This is a genomic window from Pyruvatibacter sp. HU-CL02332 (assembly GCF_040362765.1).
Classification (GTDB): Bacteria; Pseudomonadota; Alphaproteobacteria; order CGMCC-115125; family CGMCC-115125; genus Pyruvatibacter.
Map to the genome: position 1 here is coordinate 503,942 of NZ_BAABWK010000002.1, position 14,527 is coordinate 518,468.

Sequence of the window (14,527 nt, forward strand, 5' to 3'; positions counted from 1 at the left end):
TCCAGCCTCCAGCTGTAACGTTCAATGTGGAGGCATCATGTTCTCTTTTTGTTCTTTTGGTCAAGTACCTATTTTGTTCTTTTTATCAAAGATCCCATGCAGTGTCGACTTCAGCAATTTCTGACTGAAATTCAGCGGTTTTTCTCAAGGCCACCAGAGAAACTGATCAGAGTTGGTTGCCTGCAATGTCAGCGCCATCAACCAACAGGCCTTCATGTAGAAGGACCACCCGGTCCATTTCACGGGCCAGATCGAGGTTATGTGTGGCAACGAGTGCGGCAACACCTTCACCACGGGTCAATTGGACGAACTCATTGAAGACACCGCGGGATGTCTTTGGATCAAGATTGCCCGTTGGTTCATCCGCCAATAAAAGCCGGGGCCGATTGGCCAGCGCGCGGGCAATTGCCACCCGTTGCTGCTCGCCGCCTGACAGTTGCGCAGGCCGATGCTCCAGACGTTCTTCGAGGCCAAGCCTGCCCAGCAGACGCTCCGCCACAGCAATGGCTTCCTTGCGTTTCACGCCAGCAATGAGTTGCGGCAGTACGACATTCTCGGTCGCGGAGAATTCGGGAAGCAGATGATGTGCCTGATAGACGAACCCGACCTCAGTTCGGCGCACGCGCGTCTTCTCTGAATCCGAGAGCCCCATGCATGGAACGCCGCCAATTTCGACCTCGCCTGCATCAGGCTGTTCCATCAGCCCCGCAATGTGAAGCAACGACGATTTGCCCGCGCCGGACGGACCAACCAAGGCAACCAGTTCGCCAGGCTGAACGGATAGATTGGCACCGCGGAAAATCCGCAGCTCATCCTCACCCTGCATGAATGTCCGTTCGACACCCTGCAATTCCAGTGCGGCATTACTCATATCGCAGTGCCTCCACCGGATCGAGGCGAGCCGCGCGCCAGCTTGGATAGATCGTCGCAAGCAAGGACAGAACAAGCGACATCACCACAACTGAAATGACCTCGCTCATTTCCATTTCGGCCGGCAGCTCATTGAGGAAGTAGATGGCGGGATCAAACAACTGGGCACCCGTCAGGAAAATCAACGCCTGACGAATGGCCTCAATGTTTTCGCAAAACAGCACGCCGATGATGAAGCCCGCAATTGTTCCCAAAACGCCGATGGCAGCGCCGACAATCAGAAAGACCCTCATCATGGCGCCACGCGTGGCGCCCATGCTGCGCAGGATGGCAATGTCTGGCCCCTTGTCTTTCACCAGCATGAACAAACCCGAAATGATGTTGAGCGCTGCGACCAGGAGGATCAGCGTCAGAATGATGAACATCACATTGCGTTCAATCTGGAGGGCATTGAAGAACGTGCCGTTCATTTGCTGCCAGTCATAGACATTGGCAATATCCCCGGCAGCAGCCTTGATTGACGGCGTATAGTCCTTCACCTGATCCGGTTTCTCGATCATGACCTCGATACCAGACACGGAACCGTTCTGTCGGAAGAAGCTTTGCGCTTCGCCCAACGGCATAAAAATGAAGCTTGAGTCATACTCAGACATTCCAATCTGGAATGTCGCAGCCACGATGTAGGCTTTTACGCGCGGCGTTGTTCCAAAGGGTGTGGACGCCCCTCGTGGGGATAGCAGCGTGATCTTGTCACCGACACCTACGCCAAGCGCCTGAGCAAGGCGCGCACCCAGCAGCAACGGGCTTTGGCCATCTGCTTCCAGATTGCGGTAGGTGTCCAGTGAGCCCCCCTCAATGCCTTTGGCGATTATATCGAAGTTCGCCAAATTCTCCGTCGACATTCCACGCACCAAGGCACCGGATGCAGTCTGGCGGGCTGAGGCCATGACCTGCCCCTCAACAAGCGGTGTCACACGCACCACGCCATCCACTTCGCGGATGCGAGCCGCTGCGTCCTCATAGTTGATGAAAGTGCCGGTTGCCGATTGCACCATCATGTGGCCGTTCAGACCAAGAATGCGCCCGATAAGTTCCGTACGGAAACCATTCATGACCGCCATGACGATGATGAGGGTGGCAACACCCAGCATGATGCCAATGAAAGAGATCAGCGCGATAACGGAGATGAAGCCTTCCTTGCGGCGAGCACGCAAGTACCGTCCTGCAAGGAACCACTCAAATGCCGAGAACGGCATTGTCGACCGGCCGGACGCCCTGTCTGCTTTGGTCCAGTCGGTCTGTTCAGCCATCTCGGTCATAGACAAATTACCCGATCAATTTGTTAAGAGCCGCGTCGATCGTCAGTTCTTCTTTTTCACCGGTGGCGCGGCGCTTGAGTTCGACGGTACCATTCTTCAGGCCACGAGGTCCGATAACCAACTGCCAGGGCAGCCCGATCAAATCCATGGTTGCAAACTTGCCACCGGCGCGTTCATCACGGTCGTCATACAGCACATCCAACCCGGCATTGGTGAGTTTCGCGTAAACATCCTCACAGGCGGCATCGGTTGTATCGTCGCCGGTTTTCAGGTTGATCAGCCCTACATGGAACGGCGCCACGGCTTCCGGCCAGATGATGCCGTCATCGTCATGGCTGGCTTCGATGATTGCCCCCATCAAGCGGGACACACCGACACCGTAGGATCCTCCATGCAGCAGGACTTCCGAACCTTCAGGTCCCTGCACTGCTGCCTTCATGGGCTCAGAGTATTTGGTGCCGAAATAGAAAATGTGTCCGACCTCGATGCCTCGTGCGGTCAAACGCTTGTCTTCCGGCACTTCGGCTTCAAAACGTTCTGGCTCATGCATTTCGTCGGTTGCGGCATACAAGTTTGTTCGGCCGGCGACGATATCAGACAGATCGCTGTCGAAATCTGTGTCTTCGCCGGGAATGTCCATGTCCACCAGGTCGCGATGGCAGAAGACTTCACTTTCGCCCGTATCCGCCAGAATGATGAACTCGTGCGACAGGTCACCGCCGATGGGACCTGTATCCGCACGCATGGGCACAGCCTTGAGGCCCATGCGTCCGAAGGTACGCAGATACGCCACAAACTGCTTCTGATACGAAATACGTGCGGCCTCTTCTGTCAGGTCGAACGAGTAGGCATCTTTCATCAAGAACTCGCGACCGCGCATCACACCAAAGCGGGGACGGATCTCGTCGCGGAACTTCCACTGGATATGATAGAGCGTGAAGGGCAGATCCTTGTAGGATTTGATATCGCGCCGCACGATATCCGTAATCATTTCCTCATTCGTCGGACCGTAGAGCATATCGCGCTCATGGCGATCCTGAATGCGAAGCATCTCCTTGCCATAGCCCTCATATCTGCCGGACTCTCGCCACAGATCGGCTGACTGAAGCGTTGGCATCAGCAGTTCCACCGCCCCTGCCCGCGCCTGCTCCTCACGGACGATCTGCTCGATCTTGCGCAGCACCATGTGGCCAAGCGGCAGCCAGGCATACATCCCGGCGCTCATTTGGCGGACCAGCCCCGCCCGCAACATTAGGCGGTGGGATACAATTTCGGCTTCCTTCGGGGTTTCACGAAGGATAGGCAGGAAGAAACGACTGAGGCGCATGGGGGCTTAATTCGCTGTTTTTGGGCAGGACTCGATATGGCGTCCTGCCATGTCTGAATTGTGGCGGGACTATAAGCGATTGAACACAAAAGCGAGAGAGGGAATTGCGAGCCTGAAATAAGAGGTAATTGGGGTGTTCGGCCAGAATGGCCAAATTGGCCTCATGGAACAGATTCTCACCGCGCTTACGCTCATGGCCGAAATGGGCGACTACATACCGGAGCACGTCGCTCCATGGCTCACATGGATGCAGATCGTTCTGATCGCACTTCCCTTTGTATTCATCTATTACCGCGCGGCCCGGATGATGATCCTGGCGCAGCTCGTGAATTTCCTGATCGCGACAGTCGTCTTCATGGCGGAAGGAAATCAGGTCACCCGTCTTTTCGGATTGGGTCATGTCGCATGGGTCTATCCAATGATCCTGTACTACAAGGATATTCACTCCGAGTACTGGAAGCCGTACAGGGTCTATGCCGCCATTGCGGCAGCAACGATTGCCATTTCTCTGGTGATGGATGTTCGTGATGTGGCGTTGTGGGTGGGCGGCGATCGTGAATCCACACTTGTTGGCCTCCCGGAAGGATACCCCGCCCGATGAAGCGCGTTGCCCTATATGTAGCCGGCCTGATTGTCGGCCTACCGCTCACACTTTTGGTGCTTGGCGGTATCTATCAGTTGGCGGCGGCCGCCTTGGATCGCTCGGCCTACCCCATGGCTGGCGAGTTGGTGACTGTGGATGGAGTGGACCTTCATCTTCATTGTTATGGTGAAGCCAATGCCGGGCCGACAATCGTATTGCTGACTGGGATGGGCAGCCTTTCGTCTGCCTGGCAACCCGTTATGGACGGTCTGGCAGCGACGCATCACGTTTGCACATATGATCGCGATGGCACTGGCTGGAGTTCTGACAGCGGCAAACCACGTGATGCCTTGGTCGCGGTATCCCGCCTTCGGGACCTTGCCGCCAACAACGGTTTTCGCGGCCCTTATATTCTGGTCGGACATTCATATGGTGGCGTCGTTGCACGAATTTTTGCTGACACGTATCCGCAACTGACCGGCGGCATTGTGCTTGTTGACTCCGCCCATCAGGACATGGGTCAGCGTTTTCCGGAAGAGGCGCAGGTTGCCTTTGCCGACCTTCTCTCCAGTTTCGGTTTGGTGGAGAAACTCAACTACACGGGCATTCCACGCGCCTTCTCGCTCATGGCGCCCGCGGTTGATGGGCTGGAGGGCGAAGCCCTGGCGGCCAGCATGAGTAGACTCAATACCGTGGAGCACATGCGTGGCTCAGCGGCAGAAGCTGAAGGCTGGGAGCGCAGCGCATCTCGAGCGCGGCAGGTCACGACGTTTGGTGAGATGCCGATGTATGTCCTGGTTGCAAGCGACTGGCCCGAATTCATGGTCCCCAGTTGGCTTGAAATGCAAAGTGAGCTTGCCGCGCTCTCGTCGAACAACAGAATTGATGTTGTTGAAGGTGCCAACCATTCCCAGATTGCGATGGACAAAAGATATGCCCCTCGCGTCGTCGCGGCGATCCGCCATGTTGCAGATCAAGCTGCGAGGACAAACTAGGCCTTTGCACTCTCGCGAGCTGACATCATTTCATGCCATGTCTTGATGTTGGTGTGTTCCGCTTTGTAGGGAACTCCCACAAGAGTAGTGATGAAATCGAGGGTGGGGAGCGCCACGCTTTCGACGATGGAATAACGATCGGAGGCAAGAAATTCTTTGCCCTCCAACGCCTTGTTCAAGATGTCATAGAAATAATACGTCCGTGCACGACCGAACTCAGCGGTGCCAGGGTTCTGCTCGAGCAAATGGGCGGTCAACTCGTTGCCATGAATCCAGACAAGCCCGGCAGGAGACATCAGATACATCTCGATACGCCGTAGCCACATGTCCATTTCAGCAATCTCACTTGGTGTCGCACCAAACAGGTTGGGATGAGGATGGAGGGCTTCAAAATATCGGCAGATAGCTACCGACTCCGAAATGTGAGTTCCATCATCCAGCTCAAGCACCGGAATCCCGCCGAGGGGATTTTTTTCTAGGAATGCCTCTGTTCGACCTTCCCGCTTGCGGATGTCGATTTGCTCGTACTCAGCCTCGATGCCTTTTTCGTGCAGAAAAATGCGCACACGCCTCGGGTTCGGCGCCATGCCGTAATCATAGATTTTCATGGATGTACTTTTCTACAGAGAGGGCTGACTGGCGGGCATCTGAGACGGCGTCACATTGTAAGCTTCAACCTTGGTTTTGAGGTTGCTGGCCAGCAGTGCCGGAATATTCACTTCAGGAGGCGCCTCCACGCCACGGCCTGAGTAGAGCCCTTTGCCCGGCGCTTGCAGGCTTGCGAGATCATGGCCCATATCCACGTCATAGGTCCGATCAATCTGGAAGCGCAGATGTTGCTCCGCCTCATACCATGCTGTTTTCACAGCACCATCTTTGCATGAGGCAAGCTCCTGCGGGTCTGTCGCGCCCCAGCGGCGTTCCACACAGTGATAGGGGTCGAAGGACATATCCCACAGACGATTCATGACGTCCTCTAGGTTGAGGCGAACCTGCTGCGCGTTGCTCTTGCGGTATGTCACTTCACACGCATGGCTTTCTTCATAGAACGCAGCCATCAGGTCAGCAGCCAGATCGGTTCCCTCATAGCTCAGTTTTGGATCACCGGATGCGTGCATATCCAGAAGCTGTTGAACCAAGTCATAAGTCTCTTTGAAGGACGTTTTGAGGCGGGCATCTCTGGAAGGAGTTGAGTAGCTCTCCCAGGTCCCTTCCGTGCCGTATATGTTATCCGGCAACTGGCGCGGCTGGTTGTATCTATGGACGCCTGTCTTGATCGCGATGTCGACAGCATGTTTACGGGCTGAGATGTCCTGACATAGCGACGTCATCATCGCTCGCAATTCACGGACCGGACGATACTTAAGGTCACCGACCGAAAGCGAGGCACGCACCCACTCGTAGTAGTTCAGGTTCTGGCCTTTGACCACAAAGGACGGTTCATACCACTTGGTAAAATTGAGCACTTCGGTTCCGGCATATTGCTCAAGCGAAAAATCTGCCAACTCGATGTTGGCCGCACCCGTTACACGGCCGCCGTAAAGCACGCCATTGGCTGCACGCTTGTAGCCTTCCAGCCGGATTGGTCGCCAGTTCTTGAAGCCTGTGCCGAGTTTCGCCTGGGTGCGCAAAAAGTTGCGACCGAAGTAGCTACGAGAAAGGGACTGGTCAGGGTGCGCTGCAAGGGTGAGCACACGACCATCTTCTGTTACCTTGTAAACCATGGTGACGTGGCCGTTGACGTCATACACCACCGTACCTGGACGAATGGTGTCCCGATTAATGTCCGGTGAATAGTGGTCGGTAAAGTATGGAGCGGCTTCTGCTGCCGCGTGGTGCCGGTACATCCCTGTGGAGACCGCGCCGATGTAGCGAATAAAGTTCACCGCATTTATGCCGGTCTTGGCATTGCGACGTGCCACAACCTGATTGCCATCCAACGAATAGCGGATGTCGCTTCCCGGTCCATCGCCCGACCGCATTGCTGTCTGGTGCGAAAAGGGAAGCCCGTTCTTCCACGCATAATAGGCGCGCAACATGTAGGGCATGTCCGCGCAGTCTGCCCACCACTTCACATAGGGATCAGTCGCACGATAGGGATTGGCTGGGCTCTTCAGACAATCATTCATGGTGAAGCAGTCAGCTTCCCCCAGCGCGGTTATGAACTCACTGAAGCCGCGCTCATCTGATTCACTCCAGTGGTCTTTTGTAATGACCCATTGAGAGGAACGTGCTGCCTGAGCGGCACCCATAAATGATGCCGTCAAGGCAACAGCACCCGCAGCTACTAAGGCAGAGCGCGCCAGTGCCTTGAGCGTGGAGAACGGCGCTGTGTTCAGCGCATGAAAATCTGGCATACGGTTGCCCCCAACAAACACCCGTTAGATCCGTTTTTGGACCCGCGCTGCATCAAGCCTGTTCCCCCGCTTCCAATACCCGGAAACGCCATTCGTGCAGCAGCATGCAAGAACAACAGGCGTTGCTGCACAACAGCCTGTTTACGCTGCGTCGGCAAGTCAAGTGAGACCTCAGCCTTAACGGTCAACTGCGTGATTTCGCGGCACAGTGCGACAAAATTCATCACTGAGTTGCAAAAAGCACGTGACAGGGTGTCGCGCCTCTTGTAATAGTGCTGTCACAATAAAAAGGGGGCTGTCACGGGCGTTTTTCGCTCCAAGATGGCCCAAGTTTAGGGAGGAGAGCTTCCCCCTACCAAGGTCACTAAGGGCAAACCCAAGGCCATTTTCGCGCGGCGATCTAACCGCTTGCTCGCAGCGATAGGGGAAGGAAGCAAACTAGAAAGCAAGGTCCTTACGGGCCTTGCTTTTTTTCTTCCTGCTTCTGTTGTTTGCACCCCGTCGACGGAATTCAGCTGGCCCCTGCGTCAACTTCCAGCTACTTCGGTTCCTCGAAGCGGGGCAGGAACGGCACATCGTCCAAGGCAATCAGCCTGTACTCCAGTACGGCAAATGCAACCGACCAGATGGCTAACGAGATTCCGGTCGTTATGAGAACTTTGCGCAAGAGCTGCGGCTTGGCTGGCGCACTCTCTGCGGCACCTTCGACAAGCGTGTCACCTGCTTCGGCACTTGTGCGCACGCCGAATGGAAGCACTGCAAAAAGCACCAAAAACCAGATCAGCCCAAAAATGGCGATACCGCCTGCCAAAGACATTTGCTCGTCCTCCTGTTGTCTGCCTAGACCCGCGTTACTAGAACGCGCACCGGGGGCTTCTTGTCCCACAAAAAACGGAGGCGCCCGCGTACCGCACGCCGGGCCGCTTCAGCCACAGCATCGTCATCTCGCCTGGCAGACTTTCGCATGCGATTGACCGCGTCTTCAGCCGCCTCCGCACATGTGTCTTCGATACTCAGATCATCTTCAAGGTCTGGAATACCGGTTGCGGCAACATCAGCATCTGCAAGCAACTGACCATCATCATCCACCACAAGTGATATAACGACATTGCCAGCGAACGACATCTGACGACGCTCGCGTAGGGGCGCCTCTCCAGCGCGCACCAGTACGCGGCCATCAAGATGCAGCCGACCTGCCGGCACATCATCAATGACCTCTGCGGGGCCTGGCGCTATGCGGGCCATGAGACCATTACGAAGAACCAGTTGCTCGGGCACCTGAAGTTCTTCTGCGAGCTCCGCGTGCGCCAGCAAATGACGAGGCTCCCCATGCACAGGTATGGAAAGTTCAGGCCGTATCCACTGATACATCATGGTCAGTTCATCACGGCAGGGATGTCCGGAGACATGCACGTCATGATCTTTTTCTGTCAGCACATCTATGCCTCGCTCTGACAAGCGGTTGTGCAATTCGAAAATTGGCAACTCATTGCCGGGAATGATTTTCGAAGAGAAAATCACCGTGTCGCCTTCACTCAAAGAGATATGACGATGACTATCATCGGCAATGCGCGATAGAGCAGCGCGCGCCTCGCCCTGGCTGCCGGTGCATAGGTACAGAACGTTGTCAGGAGGCAGGTAACCGGCGTCATCTTCAGCAACCGGGAGCGGTATTCCCTTCAGGTATCCTGTTTCCCGAGCTGCAGCAGTGATTTTGTGCATGCTTCGGCCAACCAGAACCGTGCTGCGATCATTTGCAGCAGCGGCCTCCATGATAGTTGCAAGACGCGCAAGGTTTGATGCGAAAGTCGTCACAGCCACACGGCCACTCAGCGTTCCGATCAGAGCGGTCAGGTTCTTGCGTACGTCAGCTTCAGAGCCAGAACGCCCCGGAGACAGGACATTCGTACTGTCACACACGATTGCGCGAACACCCTCATCGCCAAATGCCTTGAGCGTCGCAATATCAGTGGTATCACCAATCAGCGGGTTGTCGTCGATCTTCCAGTCACCTGTGTGCATGACGTTGCCGAGCGGCGTTCGGATGGCGATTGCGTTGGGCTCTGGAATGGAATGGGTCAGTGTCACAAACTGCATCTCAAAGGGACCGAGTGTCAGGTCACCTCCGAGGGGAATCTCGTGAAGCGGCACCTCATTGAGCAGTCCATGCTCGGCCAACTTTCCGCGCAGCATGGCGGCGGTAAATGGCGTTGCGTACAGGGGGCACTTCAGCCGTTCCCAAAGATGCGGGACTGCACCGATATGGTCTTCATGGGCATGAGTGAGAACCAGACCCAGCAGGTTCTCCCGTTCGCCTTCTATGAACATCGGGTCTGGTGTGATGACGTCTATACCTGGCTCCGTAGCATCAGGAAACGTAATCCCCAGATCGATGGCCAGCCACTTACGGTCTTTTGCAGGCCCGTACCCATACAGATTGAAGTTCATGCCGATCTCGCCGGTCCCGCCTAGAGGCAGAAACACGAGTTCGTCATTGATACCGGCGGTCCTTTTGGATTTTGCCATCAGGAGTTGCGGCCATAAATCTCAAGCAGGCCAACGCTCGTGACGTCCGGGTCAAACACATCGATCTTGTCGGTAGCCCCATCAAAGAGAGAGGCGACCCCCCCAGTGGCCACAACCTTCATCGGCTTTCCAAATTCAGCCTTCACGCGATCAATCAGTCCTTCGATCAAACAGATGTAGCCCCAGAACACACCGGACTGCATGGCCTCAACCGTATTGCGCCCAATGGTCTGCTCTGGACGCTCAATAGCAACTCGGGGCAGTTTGGCGGCCGCATCATGCAATGCCTGCATTGATAGGTTGATGCCGGGTGAAATGATGCCACCTTGAAAGGCGCCCTTCTCATCAACAACATCAAATGTGGTCGCTGTGCCGCTGTCTACTATCAGAAGTGGGCCACCGTGGGATACGAACGCACCCACAGCGTTGACCAACCGATCAGCCCCGACCTCGCGGGGATTATCCATATCAACCGCGACCCCAAGCTCCACGTTTTCGCCGATGACTTTCGGCTCGATATTCAGATACCGACGGCTCAGGTTGCGCAGGTTGAAAAGCGATTGCGGTACAACGGTTGAAATGATGCAGCCCGTGACATCGCTTATTTCCAATTGCTGCATGCGCATCAACTCAGACAGCCACACAATGTACTCGTCGGCAGTGCGACCAGTCGCTGTGGATGTCCGCCATTGAGCGCGCCATTCCTTGCCATCATGGATGCCAAAGACCGTGTTGGTATTGCCGGTATCAATTGTCAGCAGCATGATCTACCTCAGGCTGAATTGCGGGATGTGGTGTCGGGAAAGAACACATCGCCCGCCGAAATTTTGCGTAGTGTATCACCAGCTCGTATCTCTAGTGCACCATCGGTATCAAGAGATACAAACTCGCCTTCAATCACTTCATCATGAAGGCGGATGGTGATTGGTCCGCCAACGCCGCGTGCACGCGCGAGCCAATCATTGCGAATAGAGTCAAAGCCGGCGCCCTTGTTCCACTGGGCTGCACGGTTCTGAAACGCCGCTGCAAGCTTGGCAAGCAGGTCCAGCGGCGTGATCTCTACGCCATGCCCTATCAGGCAAGTTGCAGGATAGGGCGTGTCATCCGGTGCTGCGGTTATGTTTATGCCAACCCCTATCGCAACGAGAGGGTCTGCACTTGGATGGCCGCTCGGTCCGGGCGCTGATTCAATCAGTATCCCGCTTACTTTTGCATCATTGATCAGAAGGTCATTTGGCCATTTGAGGGCGAGGCCCTGAATACCCAAACCTTCAACCGCATCATGCACTGACAGGGCTGTAACGAATGACAGTTCAGCTGCCCGTGGCAATGGGCATTCGGGGGCATAGAGGTGGGTGCAGAAAAGGTTTCCGGGCTCCGACATCCAGGCCCTACCCCGGCGTCCACGTCCAGCGGACTGTGTATCCGCACATATCCACGCGGGACCACGTGCGCCACTGCTGGCAAGCCGGCGGGCTTCTTCGTTCGTTGAGTCAATTTGAGCGTGATGATGCAGGCCTAAACCGGTTGGCCATCCATCTGGTCGTGATGTGTGCGTGCTCAGAACAGCGAGCCTGCAGCCGCTGCCGCGCTATCGAGTAGCGGCGACGGGTATATGAAGAAGAGCGTCACAAAAGCTGCGGCGATGGTGAGCACAAAACGAATGTCGCCTGGTATCGGCTTCTCAAATGGGACTGCCGGTTCATCGAAGTACATGACCTTGATGACGCGCAGATAATAGTAAGCCCCGACGACGCTTGCGAGGACACCAATGATCGCCAGGACATAAAGACCTGCCTCGATCGCCGCGAGGAACACGAAGTACTTTGCGAAGAAACCGATGAAGGGCGGAATGCCTGCAAGCGAGAACATCAAGATCGCCAGTACCGCCGCCAGGATAGGCTGGTGACGGGACAAACCAGCCAGATCGTCAATGCTCTCTACGGCACCTTCAGGGCGACGCATGGTGAGAATGCAGGCAAACGTGCCGATTGTCATCGCAACATAGGCAGCCAGATAAACCAGAACACCCGTAACGCCCTCCTGAGTGCCTGCAGATAGGCCAATCAGAATGAAACCCACATGACCAATCGAGGAATAGGCCATCAGTCGTTTGATATTGTTCTGACCGATTGCAGCGAAGGCACCTAGAAGCGTTGACGCAACCGCCATGAAGAAAATGATCTGTTGCCACTCTGCCATCAGACCGGGGAAGGCTTCGATCAGCGCGCGAACCAGCATTGCGACAGCAGCAACCTTGGGTGCTGCCGCTAGGAATGCCGTTGCAGGTGTCGGTGCGCCTTCATACACGTCCGGTGTCCACATATGGAATGGAACGGCGGAAATCTTGAATGCCATGCCGGCCATAAAGAAGACCAGCCCAACGACTACACCCATTGATGCGCCGTCTGATAGCGCAGTGCCAAGACCGACGTAGGAGACTGTTCCGGCGAAGCCATAAATCAAAGAAGCGCCATACAGGAGCATGCCGGAAGACAATGCGCCCAGGACAAAGTACTTCAACCCGGCCTCTGATGACCTCAGGCTGTCGCGCTTGAACGCCGCCACCACGTAGAGCGCCAGGCTCTGCAGTTCGATGCCGATGTAAAGAGCGATCAATCCGTTGGCCGAGACCATCATGAACATGCCAAGTGTCGCCAGAACCAGAAGCACCGGGTACTCGAAACGGTTGAGATTGTCGGCCCGCATGGACGAGATGCCCATCAACAGCGTCGCGCCAGCGCCGACGAGAATGAGGATCTTCACAAACCGCGCAAATGGATCTGCGATGAAGCTAAAGCCAAAGGTGGTGGCTGTTTCGCTCGGCGCCATCACAATCGCAGCGCCCGTGATGATAAGCAGCGCGATCGCCCCCATGGCGACGGGACCGGCATCATCGTCTTTGCGGAACACGCCAAACATCAACAACGCCATGGCGCCAATGGCGAGAATGATTTCCGGCAGGGCCGGTGCAAGATCAGGCATGACAGAAGCGGCTTCCATTTGCCCCCTCCCCTCTACTGCAGACCGGCGACGGACGATGCCGCACCGGTTGCGTTGTGGGCCTCAATGGCAGCATTCGCATTCGTCAGCAGATTTTCCACGGACACAGCGGTGACATCGAGAATGGGAGACGGATATACGCCGAAGAAGATCACCAGCAGTACCAGTGGCACCAGGGTGATCAACTCACGGCGATTGAGATCAAGAATATTCTTCAGGCTGTCTTTTTCGAGCTCGCCGAAAATCACGCGCCAATACAAGAACAGCGCGTAAGCGGCGGACAGAATGACACCTGTTGTCGCAAGAATGGCTACCCAACTATTGACCGCGAAGACACCGACAATTGTCAGGAATTCTCCGACGAAGCCACTCGTGCCGGGCAAGGCAACATTTGCCATCGTGAACAGCATGAAGATGGCTGCGTAGACGGGCATGCGGTGAACCAACCCGCCATAGGCTGAGATGTCGCGCGTATGCATGCGGTCGTAAATAACGCCGACACACAGGAACAATGCGCCGGAAATAAACCCATGGCTGATCATCTGGAAGATGCCACCCTGCACGCCCTGCATGTTGATGGCAAAGATACCCATCGTCACAAAGCCCATATGGGCCACCGATGAATAAGCTATGAGCTTCTTGATATCGGTCTGCGCCAGTGCCACCAGCGATGTGTAGATGATCGCAACAATCGAAAGACCAAACACCATTGGCGCAAACAGGTCCGATGCGATCGGGAACATGGGCAGCGAGAAACGCAGGAACCCATATCCACCCATCTTGAGCAGAATACCCGCAAGGATAACGGACCCAGCTGTTGGCGCCTCAACGTGCGCGTCGGGGAGCCAGGTGTGGACCGGCCACATGGGCATTTTAACTGCAAAGCTGGCAAAGAATGCGAGCCACAGCCATGTCTGGATGTCCGCTGCGAACTCATGATTCAGCAGGGTTGGAATGTCCGTGGTTCCAGCTGTCCAGTACATCGCCATCATGGCCAGCAACATGAGTACTGAGCCAAGGAGAGTGTAGAGGAAGAATTTGTAACTCGCGTAGACGCGGTTGGCACCGCCCCACACACCGATGATCAGGAACATCGGAATGAGCGCTGCTTCAAAGAACAGATAGAAAAGTACGAGATCCAGCGCACTGAACACGCCGATCATCAGCGTTTCCAAAACAAGAAACGCAATCATGTATTCCTTCACGCGTTTCTTGATGCTGGTCCAGCTTGCAAGGATACAGGCAGGCATCAGCAGCGTGGTCAGGACGATAAACAGCACCGAAATGCCATCAACACCCATGTGATAGGACGCAATACCGCCCAGCCATGCGTGCTTCTCAACAAACTGGAAATCAGCTGTTGTGTAGTCGAAATCGATCCAAAGGATAAGCGAAATGGCGAACGTGATGAGCGTTGTCCACAGCGCCACAAACCTTGCATTGCGAGCAGCTACATCCTCTTCCCCGTTGGGGATGAACATGATGAACAGCGCGCCCAGCAACGGCAGAAAAGTGACAAGAGACAGGATTGGCCAGTCAGACATGGC

General features: G+C 55.4%; 13 protein-coding genes. 2 read left to right on the forward strand and 11 right to left on the reverse strand.

The genetic code is table 11. From position 1 onward, the window contains the following. Window positions 1-166: 166 nt before the first annotated feature. The 3 genes from ABXH05_RS13135 to proS are packed head-to-tail and all read right to left on the reverse strand — an operon-like array spanning window position 167 to window position 3,516. Entirely contained in the window at window positions 167-871 is a 705-nt protein-coding gene (locus ABXH05_RS13135; protein WP_348140074.1) for an ABC transporter ATP-binding protein, read from the reverse strand. Further along, window positions 864-2,189: a lipoprotein-releasing ABC transporter permease subunit gene (locus ABXH05_RS13140; protein WP_502947740.1), complete on the reverse strand. Its 1,326-nt coding sequence runs from the start codon at window positions 2,187-2,189 to the stop codon at window positions 864-866. Before ABXH05_RS13140 ends, ABXH05_RS13135 begins: the two co-directional genes overlap by 8 nt. Window positions 2,190-2,196: 7 nt before the next feature. Beyond that, window positions 2,197-3,516, reverse strand: coding sequence for a proline--tRNA ligase (gene proS / locus ABXH05_RS13145; RefSeq protein WP_353561400.1), 1,320 nt, complete (start codon window positions 3,514-3,516; stop codon window positions 2,197-2,199). 163 nt (window positions 3,517-3,679) lie between these two features. Here proS and ABXH05_RS13150 point away from each other — a divergent pair, with 163 nt between their 5' ends. Both ABXH05_RS13150 and ABXH05_RS13155 read left to right on the forward strand, forming a co-directional pair. Then, entirely contained in the window at window positions 3,680-4,117 is a 438-nt protein-coding gene (locus ABXH05_RS13150; RefSeq protein WP_353561401.1) for a hypothetical protein, read from the forward strand. Beyond that, window positions 4,114-5,094: an alpha/beta fold hydrolase gene (locus ABXH05_RS13155; RefSeq protein ID WP_353561402.1), complete on the forward strand. Its 981-nt coding sequence runs from the start codon at window positions 4,114-4,116 to the stop codon at window positions 5,092-5,094. Before ABXH05_RS13150 ends, ABXH05_RS13155 begins: the two co-directional genes overlap by 4 nt. Here the strand turns inward: ABXH05_RS13155 and ABXH05_RS13160 are convergent. The 8 genes from ABXH05_RS13160 to ABXH05_RS13195 form a co-directional block, all read right to left on the reverse strand. After that, a complete protein-coding gene (locus ABXH05_RS13160; protein WP_353561403.1) occupies window positions 5,091-5,702 on the reverse strand; it encodes a glutathione S-transferase family protein in 612 nt (203 codons plus the stop codon). The two genes, ABXH05_RS13155 and ABXH05_RS13160, sit on opposite strands and share 4 nt — an antisense overlap. Window positions 5,703-5,714: 12 nt before the next feature. Continuing rightward, the gene (locus tag ABXH05_RS13165) at window positions 5,715-7,451 is read right to left on the reverse strand and encodes a hypothetical protein (RefSeq protein WP_353561404.1); all 1,737 of its coding nucleotides are present in this window, start codon (window positions 7,449-7,451) and stop codon (window positions 5,715-5,717) included. A 538-nt stretch (window positions 7,452-7,989) separates the two neighbouring features. Beyond that, window positions 7,990-8,268 (reverse strand): DUF1467 family protein, encoded by a 279-nt coding sequence (locus ABXH05_RS13170; RefSeq protein WP_353561405.1) that lies wholly within the window; start codon window positions 8,266-8,268, stop codon window positions 7,990-7,992. 23 nt (window positions 8,269-8,291) lie between these two features. Further along, window positions 8,292-9,977 carry a ribonuclease J gene (locus tag ABXH05_RS13175; RefSeq protein WP_353561406.1) on the reverse strand — a complete coding sequence of 562 codons (1,686 nt, stop codon included), beginning with the start codon at window positions 9,975-9,977 and terminating at the stop codon, window positions 8,292-8,294. Then, on the reverse strand, window positions 9,977-10,741 hold the full coding sequence (locus ABXH05_RS13180) for a type III pantothenate kinase (RefSeq protein ID WP_353561407.1): 765 nt from the start codon (window positions 10,739-10,741) through the stop codon (window positions 9,977-9,979). The genes ABXH05_RS13175 and ABXH05_RS13180 overlap by 1 nt, the downstream gene beginning before the upstream one ends. 8 nt (window positions 10,742-10,749) lie before the next feature. Then, window positions 10,750-11,541 carry a biotin--[acetyl-CoA-carboxylase] ligase gene (locus ABXH05_RS13185; protein WP_353562410.1) on the reverse strand — a complete coding sequence of 264 codons (792 nt, stop codon included), beginning with the start codon at window positions 11,539-11,541 and terminating at the stop codon, window positions 10,750-10,752. Beyond that, on the reverse strand, window positions 11,538-12,980 hold the full coding sequence (nuoN, locus tag ABXH05_RS13190) for an NADH-quinone oxidoreductase subunit NuoN (protein WP_353561408.1): 1,443 nt from the start codon (window positions 12,978-12,980) through the stop codon (window positions 11,538-11,540). The genes ABXH05_RS13185 and nuoN overlap by 4 nt, the downstream gene beginning before the upstream one ends. Before the next feature lie 14 nt (window positions 12,981-12,994). After that, window positions 12,995-14,524 (reverse strand): NADH-quinone oxidoreductase subunit M, encoded by a 1,530-nt coding sequence (locus ABXH05_RS13195; protein ID WP_043948895.1) that lies wholly within the window; start codon window positions 14,522-14,524, stop codon window positions 12,995-12,997. Between the last annotated feature and the right edge of the window lie 3 nt (window positions 14,525-14,527).

What these genes read in the sequence shown, in the direction of transcription:
- ABXH05_RS13135 (WP_348140074.1), bottom strand. Translation starts at nt 871, where the DNA reads ATGAGTAATGCCGCACTGGAATTGCAGGGTGTCGAACGGACATTCATG.
- ABXH05_RS13140 (WP_502947740.1), bottom strand. Translation starts at nt 2,189, where the DNA reads ATGACCGAGATGGCTGAACAGACCGACTGGACCAAAGCAGACAGGGCG.
- proS (WP_353561400.1), bottom strand. Translation starts at nt 3,516, where the DNA reads ATGCGCCTCAGTCGTTTCTTCCTGCCTATCCTTCGTGAAACCCCGAAG.
- ABXH05_RS13150 (WP_353561401.1), top strand. Translation starts at nt 3,680, where the DNA reads ATGGAACAGATTCTCACCGCGCTTACGCTCATGGCCGAAATGGGCGAC.
- ABXH05_RS13155 (WP_353561402.1), top strand. Translation starts at nt 4,114, where the DNA reads ATGAAGCGCGTTGCCCTATATGTAGCCGGCCTGATTGTCGGCCTACCG.
- ABXH05_RS13160 (WP_353561403.1), bottom strand. Translation starts at nt 5,702, where the DNA reads ATGAAAATCTATGATTACGGCATGGCGCCGAACCCGAGGCGTGTGCGC.
- ABXH05_RS13165 (WP_353561404.1), bottom strand. Translation starts at nt 7,451, where the DNA reads ATGCCAGATTTTCATGCGCTGAACACAGCGCCGTTCTCCACGCTCAAG.
- ABXH05_RS13170 (WP_353561405.1), bottom strand. Translation starts at nt 8,268, where the DNA reads ATGTCTTTGGCAGGCGGTATCGCCATTTTTGGGCTGATCTGGTTTTTG.
- ABXH05_RS13175 (WP_353561406.1), bottom strand. Translation starts at nt 9,977, where the DNA reads ATGGCAAAATCCAAAAGGACCGCCGGTATCAATGACGAACTCGTGTTT.
- ABXH05_RS13180 (WP_353561407.1), bottom strand. Translation starts at nt 10,741, where the DNA reads ATGCTGCTGACAATTGATACCGGCAATACCAACACGGTCTTTGGCATC.
- nuoN (WP_353561408.1), bottom strand. Translation starts at nt 12,980, where the DNA reads ATGGAAGCCGCTTCTGTCATGCCTGATCTTGCACCGGCCCTGCCGGAA.
- ABXH05_RS13195 (WP_043948895.1), bottom strand. Translation starts at nt 14,524, where the DNA reads ATGTCTGACTGGCCAATCCTGTCTCTTGTCACTTTTCTGCCGTTGCTG.